A 4,733-nucleotide genomic window follows, 5' to 3' on the forward strand; every position below is an offset into this window, starting at 1 on the left:
GGCCTCGCCGAGCGCCGCCTCGGCCTGCGCGAACGACTCGACCGCGACCGCGTCGGCGATCGCGCCGAGCGCCGCCGCCACCGCGGCCTCGAAGCCCGGTCGCACCTGGATCCGCTCGGCGACCCTGCCCAGCACGCCGTCGAGCCGCGCGGCGACGAGCTCGGCGGAGCCGTCAGAGACATCGAGGGCGAGCGAGAGGGCACCGCTCCTCGCCGCCAGAGCCTCACGGTCGCGCTCCAGCGCATGCAGCTCCTCGCGCAGTCTCCCGATCTCGGCCTCGGCCTGGACGACGGCCGACTGAGCGAGCTCGTAGCCCTCGTCGAGCGTGCCGTCCGCTCCGCGCCCGGCCTCGCCGATCTCGTCCTCGAGAGCGTCCAGTGCCTGTCGGGCGGCGTCCCGGCGCTGCCCGGCGGAGTCCAGGGTGTTCTGCGCACGGAGGACCTCGCCGCGGACCGACGCGAGTCGCGATGCCGCCGTGTCCGCCTGCCCGCCGAAGCTCGAGAGCTCGAGGTCGTAGCGCGAGACCCGTGCCGACTGGGCGGCGATCTCGTCGTCCGTGGCGTCGAGGGCGGTTCGGGCGGCGACGGTCGCGCGCTGAGCATCGACCCAGCCGGCCTCGGCGTCGAGGACGGCCTGCCGCAGCCGCTCCAGCTCGACTCCCGCCTCCTCGATCTGCTGCGGGGTGACCCGCGGCTGGATCTGCGGCTGGTCAGCCTCGATCTCGAGCATTGCGAGGCGCTGCCCCGCGAGCGCCGAGAGGTTGCGCAGCCGCTCCTGCACCGATTCCAGCTCGAAGGCGGTGCGCCGCGCGTCGTCGACGGCGTCACCGACCGCCTCCGCCTCGAGCCGCGCGAGGCGCAGGGTGACCTGCTCGAGCCGCTCCTGGAGCAGGACGCGCTCGCTGTGCCGCTCGCTCTCGGAGCGCGCGAATCCGTCGAGCGCCGCGCGCAGAGCCACCACGTCGTCGGCCAGGAGGCGAGCACGGGCGTCGCGGACCACGGCCGCGATCGTCTGGGCCTGGCGGGCGACCTCGGCCTGGCGCCCGAGCGGCTTGAGCTGGCGCCGGATCTCGCCGGCGAGATCGGAGAGGCGGGTGAGGTTGGCCTGCATCGCCTCGAGCTTGCGGAGGGTCTTCTCTTTGCGGCGGCGGTGCTTGAGGATGCCCGCCGCCTCCTCGATGAAGCCGCGCCGCTCCTCCGGGGTCGCGCGCAGCACCGCATCGAGCTGCCCCTGCCCGACGATCACGTGCATCTCGCGACCGAGACCGGAGTCGCTCAGGAGCTCCTGAACGTCGAGCAACCGGCAGCCGCGACCGTTGATCGCGTACTCACTGCCTCCGTTGCGGAACAGCGTGCGGGTGATCGTCACCTCGGTGTACTCGATCGGGAGGGCCCCGTCGGAGTTGTCGATCGTGAGGGCGACCTCCGCCCGGCCGAGCGGACCGCGGGTGGAGGTGCCCGCGAAGATGACATCCTCCATCTTGCCGCCGCGGAGCGTCTTGGCGCCCTGCTCCCCCATCACCCAGGCCAGCGCGTCGACGACGTTGCTCTTGCCAGAGCCGTTGGGCCCGACGACGCAGGTGACGCCCGGCTCGAAGGCGAACGTGGTCGGCTGAGCGAAGGACTTGAACCCCTTGAGGGTCAGGCTCTTCAGGTACACCCGGCCGCCTCGCTCCCGTCCACAACGCTCCCACGGTAGTCGATGGGCGGAGCAGGGCCTCGGAGGCGGAGGAACGGCCGCGTCGCGGACCGCGGAGCCGAGGTCGGTCGGCGGAGATCGGCCGTCGTCGCGACGCTCCCGAGGTCGGGACCTCGAGTGCGGGCGCTGGCACCCGGTACAGGCAGACTGGGAGGACCCGGCCGCCCGCGGCAGGGGAACGGAGGATGTCGCATGCCGCTGCCGATCGAGCCGGGACCGCCCCTGACCGCGGCCGAGCGCGAGCGCTACGCCCGACAGATCCGACTGGGACCGATCGGCGAGCTCGGGCAGCGGCGGCTGCGGAACGCGCGGGTGCTCGTCCTGGGCGCCGGTGGCATCGGCTCGCCGGTGATCACCGCGCTCGCCGCAGCCGGCGTCGGACGCCTCGGGATCGTCGACGCGGACGTCGTCGAGGTCTCGAACCTGGCGCGGCAGACGGCGCACGACGACTCGTGGGTCGGGCTCTCGAAGGCGGAGTCGGCGGCGGCGACCGCGCGGCGCCTCTCGCCCGGGATCGACGTCCGCGCGTTCCCCGTCTCACTGACCCGGGCGACCGCCGACGACCTGATCGCCGGGTGGGACATCGTGGTCGACGGCTTCGACACCTTCGGAGCGCGCTACCTCGCCTCGGACGCGACCACCCGCGCAGGGGTGCCGCACGTCTGGGGATCGGCGCTCGGGTTCGACGGACAGCTCTCGACGTTCTGGTCGCAGGCGCCGGGCGGAGGCGTCACGCTGCGGGCGCTGCACCCCGAGGCCGAGGACGCGGCGGACAGCTGCGCGACCGTCGGCGTGCTCGGGGCGCTCTGCGCGACCATCGGCTCGGCGATGGCGGCCGAAGTCGTGAAGCTGGTGACCGGAGTGGGGAGTCCGCTGTTCGGCCGGGTGCTGGTGCACGACGCGCTGGACGGCTCGTGGGGCGAGCTGCCGTTGGCGCGGCGAGTGCCTCCGATCGGGGTGGCGCCGCCGGGCGCGGTGGCGGCAGGTGCGGTGAGTGCGGCGGAGCTGCGGGAGCGGCTGGCCGGGCCGACGCCTCCGACGGTGGTGGACCTGCGCGAGGACGACGAGGACCGTTCGGTCGCCGTGCCGGGGGCTGTGCGGATGCCGATGTCGCGCTTCGACCCTCGGGCACTGCCCGACGGCCCGCTCGTGCTGCACTGCGCCTCGGGCACCCGCTCACGGCTGGCTGCGGAGCGCGCCGCAGCCGCGGGGGTCGCGGCGGAATCGCTGACCGGAGGCATGGCGGGCTGGAGACGCTAGAGCGGCGGCGGGTCCGCGGGAGACGGAGCGATCCGCAGAGGGCGGCGGCGCGCCTCCCGTCAGCCTCCCGCAAACGGCGGCAGGACGTCGACCGCCGCCGCCGATGTCAGGGGCTGCGTGCGATCCGTCGTCGAGACTCCGTCGACGAGGAACGTGCAGCGCGCGAGCACCGGCGCCGCCTCGGGCGCGGAGGCGACCAGCCGCGCCTCCAGACCGGCCAGGTCGCCGATGTCGTCGAACACGTCGGAGGCGCGACCGAGGGCGGCCTTCGCCGCGGCGAAGTAGCGGACCTGCACGCTCAGCCGCCGATCGCGCTCATCGTGCGCTCGGGCTGCACGAATCCGACCCGGTTCATCTCGTGCCCCGCGGGCTTGGCCCACATCGCTCCCCGCCAGAGCTGGGCGACCTCGTGATCGTCGGCACCCGCGCGCATCGGGCCCAGCAGATCGGTCTCCTCGTTCGAGAAAAGGCAGCTGCGTACGCCTCCCTCGGCCGTGAGGCGCGTGCGGCGGCAGTCGCCGCAGAAGTTCTCGGTGACGGAGGCGATGATCCCCACCTGACCGAGCACCTCGGTGCCGTCGGTGTCGCGGACGTCGAACAGCTCGGCGGGTGCTCCGTCACGCGGAGCGGAGTGCGGGCTCAGCGTGAAGCGCTGCGAGAGCAGGGCGCGGATGTCGGCCGCCGTGATCATCGTCGCGCGGTCCCAGCCGTGGTCGGCGTCGAGCGCCATCTGCTCGATAAAGCGCAGCTGGTGACCGCCGGCGAGCGCCCACGCGAGCAGCTCCGGTGCCTCGCGGTCGTTGATCCCTGGCAGCAGCACCGCGTTGATCTTGGTCTGTCGGAGACCCGCGGGGCCGAGAGCGTCGATTCCCGCGAGCACCCGGTCGAGGAACGGGCGCCGGGTGACCGTGGCGAAGGTCTCGGCGCAGATGGAGTCGAGGGAGACGTTGACGCGGTCCAAGCCCGCCTCGGCGAGCGCCGCCGCACGACCGGAGAGGCCGATGGCATTCGTCGTCAGCGAGATCTCGGGACGGGGCTCGAGGGAGGCGACGTCGCGGATGATGTCGACGAGGTCCTTCCGCAGCAGCGGCTCGCCGCCGGTGAAGCGGATCTGGCGGACACCGAACTGCTCCACAGCGATCCGCGCCAGACGCAGGATCTCACCGCGGCTGAGCAGTGACGCGGGAGGCTGGAACGGCAGGCCCTCGGCGGGCATGCAGTACGTGCAGCGCAGATTGCACTTGTCGGTCAGCGAGATCCGCAGATCGTCGGCGATCCGGCCGTAGGTGTCGAGGAGGAGCGCAGTGGCCGGCCGGTCGGCCGGGAGGACCGCGGTGCTCTGTCGGGGCCGGACGGCCGGGATCCCCAGTGCTGTGCTCATCCGCTCACACTACGCCGCGGAACCGGACAGGACGCGGCAAGATGGACTCTGTCCCGTCGCCGGTCGGGCACCGGCCGCCCGAGAGAGGACCCGATGACCTCGATCGATGTGCACGCCGCCCGGGTGCGTGCTCTGCTCACGCCGCTGGCGACGCGGCGTGCCCGCGAGACGCTGATGCTCGATCCCGCCGCCGTCACCACCGATCCCGGCGCCTACGACCGGCGGGTGCTGGCCGACTCGGTCGCGTCTGCGCTCGATCTGCCGCGCTTCGACAACTCGCAGATGGACGGTTTCGCGGTGCGCTCGACGGACCTCGACGCGGCCTCGGCCGAGCAGCCCGTCTCGCTGCCCGTCGCCGCGCCGATCCCCGCGGGCGCCCGCGCGCCGCGGCATG

4 protein-coding genes and 1 pseudogene are annotated in these 4,733 nt (G+C 73.4%); 2 read left to right on the top strand and 3 right to left on the bottom strand.

The genetic code is table 11. The annotated features are described in order from the left end of the window. The coding region (locus ACH61_RS13960; RefSeq protein WP_153038897.1) for a chromosome segregation SMC family protein at positions 1 to 1,659 on the bottom strand (1,659 nt) is incomplete at its 3' end. A 231-nt stretch (positions 1,660 to 1,890) separates the two neighbouring features. Between ACH61_RS13960 and ACH61_RS13965 the strand changes: the two genes are divergently transcribed. After that, a complete protein-coding gene (locus ACH61_RS13965) occupies positions 1,891 to 2,958 on the top strand; it encodes a HesA/MoeB/ThiF family protein (RefSeq protein WP_068213127.1) in 1,068 nt (355 codons plus the stop codon). A gap of 59 nt (positions 2,959 to 3,017) precedes the next feature. Here the strand turns inward: ACH61_RS13965 and ACH61_RS13970 are convergent, their stop codons facing one another. Together ACH61_RS13970 and moaA are read right to left on the bottom strand one after the other, a co-directional pair. Further along, complete coding sequence (locus tag ACH61_RS13970; RefSeq protein WP_199220808.1) at positions 3,018 to 3,254, bottom strand: MoaD/ThiS family protein; 237 nt, start codon at positions 3,252 to 3,254, stop codon at positions 3,018 to 3,020. A 2-nt stretch (positions 3,255 to 3,256) separates the two neighbouring features. Beyond that, positions 3,257 to 4,339, bottom strand: coding sequence for a GTP 3',8-cyclase MoaA (gene moaA / locus ACH61_RS13975; protein WP_068213133.1), 1,083 nt, complete (start codon positions 4,337 to 4,339; stop codon positions 3,257 to 3,259). Positions 4,340 to 4,432: 93 nt separating this feature from the next. On the opposite strand from moaA, the pseudogene ACH61_RS13980 reads away from it, so the two are divergent. Beyond that, positions 4,433 to 4,733 (top strand): annotated as a pseudogene (locus tag ACH61_RS13980) (gephyrin-like molybdotransferase Glp); the annotation flags it as partial.

Source organism: Rathayibacter tanaceti (assembly GCF_001634385.1).
GTDB lineage: Bacteria > Actinomycetota > Actinomycetes > Actinomycetales > Microbacteriaceae > Rathayibacter > Rathayibacter tanaceti.

Excerpts from the sequence above, each read along its gene's own strand:
- moaA (WP_068213133.1), bottom strand. The coding sequence starts at position 4,339 with ATGAGCACAGCACTGGGGATCCCGGCCGTCCGGCCCCGACAGAGCACC.
- ACH61_RS13965 (WP_068213127.1), top strand. The coding sequence starts at position 1,891 with ATGCCGCTGCCGATCGAGCCGGGACCGCCCCTGACCGCGGCCGAGCGC.